The following is a 1,704-nucleotide window of genomic DNA, read 5'->3' as shown; positions in this document are numbered from 1 at the left end:
CGCTGCCCCTTCCCGACCGTCCTCGGGAAGGGGCAGCGGTGCGTCCGCAGGCGCGGCGTCAGCCGGCCGTCACCGTCAGGTCGCCGCGGCGTGGGCCCGCGTAGCCCTCGAGGTCGGCGCGGGTCAGGCCGGTGAGGCGGGCGACCTCGGCGATGTCGAGGGCGCCGCAGTCCAGGCCGCGCAGCAGGTAACCGGCGAGGGCCTTGGCCGTGGCGGGCTCGTCGGCGATGTCGCCGGATGCCTGGTTGGCATAGGCGGCGAGGCGGGCGGCGGCGGCCTCGAAGCCCTCGCGGTAGAAGGCGAAGACGGCGGCGTAGCGGGTCGGGATGTGGCCCGGGTGCATGTCCCAGCCCTGGTAGTACGCGCGGGCGAGGGCGCGCCGGGTCAGACCGTAGTGGAGCCGCCAGGCGTCATGGACCTTGGCGGTCGAGCCGACGGGCAGCACGTTGGTGGAGCCGTCCGACACGCGCACGCCCGTGCCGGCCGCGGCGACCTGCATGACGGCCTTGGCGTAGTCCGCCGCCGGGTGGTCGCTGGCCTGGTAGGCGGCGGACACGCCGAGGCAGGCGCTGTAGTCGAAGGTGCCGTAGTGCAGGCCGGTGGCGCGGCCCTCGGCGGCGTCGATCATGCGGGCCACGGCGGCGGTGCCGTCGGCGGCGAGGATCGACTGGCTGGTCTCGATCTGGATCTCGAAGCCAAGCCGCCCGGCGTCGAGGCCGTGCCGCTCCTCGAACGCCTCGAGGAGGCGGACCATGGCGGTGACCTGCTGCGGGTACGTGACCTTCGGCAGGGTCAGGACGAGCCCGTCCGGCAGGCCGCCGTGCTCCATGAGACCGGTCAGGAAGATGTCGAGCGTGCGGATGCCGCGGTCACGGACGGCGGCCTCCATGCACTTGGTGCGGATCCCCATGTAAGGCGCGGCCGTGCCGTCGGCGTACGCCTTTGCGATGAGGCGGGCGGCCCTGGCGGCGGTCTCGTCCTCGTCGGCGGCGGAGGCGGGCCGGTAGCCGTCCTCGAAGTCGACGCGCAGGTCTTCGATCGGCTCACGCTCCAGCTTGGCGCGTACGCGGTCGTGGACCGGCTGGGCGAGGTCGTCGGTCAGACCGAGGGCCGCGGCGAAGGAGGCGGCGTCCGGGGCGTGTTCGTCGAGTTGCGCGAGGGCCTGGTCGCCCCAGGAACGGATGGTGCCCGCGTCGAAGGCGTCACCGGGCACGTAGACCGTGTGGACGGGCTGACGGGTGCCGGGGTCTCCCGGGTAGCGGCGCGCGAGCTCCGCGTCGACCGGGGCGAGTGAGGCGCTGATGCCCTCGCTGACCGCGCCCGCGAGGCTCGTCGACACCTTCTCCTGCTGACCCATTCCTGCACCCTCCACACGCTCACTGTTTCCGCTTCACGGAATCAACAATCCGTATAGTGAAGTTATCTGGCGTGGTGAGCGGCGTCAATGGTCACCTCGCGCGCCCTGCGCCCCTTCCTCGCTCACCGCGCGCTCACGGCGCGCTCCCCATGCTGCCCGTACGCCGTCGGGGCCGCGCGGTGACGAACACCACGCGGCCCCGACGGCAGGGAACAGCTGTTGCGGGAGGGGTCCTCAGCCCTTGCGGGTCTTGATCTCCTCGGTGAGGGTGGGGACGACGTCGAAGAGGTCACCGACCACGCCGTAGTCGACCAGGTCGAAGATCGGTGCTTCCTCGTCCTTGTTGA

General features: G+C 72.1%; 1 protein-coding gene and 1 pseudogene. Both read right to left on the bottom strand.

Features of this window, described 5'->3' with window-relative positions:
- Positions 1 to 58: 58 nt before the first annotated feature.
- Positions 59 to 1,357, bottom strand: a complete 1,299-nt coding sequence (locus OFY01_RS16535) for a DUF6986 family protein (protein WP_266600619.1) — start codon at positions 1,355 to 1,357, stop codon at positions 59 to 61.
- Between the two features lie 234 nt (positions 1,358 to 1,591).
- Positions 1,592 to 1,704, bottom strand: a pseudogene (locus tag OFY01_RS16530) (electron transfer flavoprotein subunit alpha/FixB family protein); the annotation flags it as partial.

It is taken from the genome of Streptomyces beihaiensis, from assembly GCF_026274175.1.
Classification (GTDB): Bacteria; Actinomycetota; Actinomycetes; order Streptomycetales; family Streptomycetaceae; genus Streptomyces; species Streptomyces beihaiensis.
Note: the sequence above shows the minus strand (reverse complement) of the source record. Positions and strands in the feature narration are given on the sequence as shown.

What these genes read in the sequence shown, in the direction of transcription:
- OFY01_RS16535 (WP_266600619.1), bottom strand. Translation starts at nt 1,357, where the DNA reads ATGGGTCAGCAGGAGAAGGTGTCGACGAGCCTCGCGGGCGCGGTCAGC.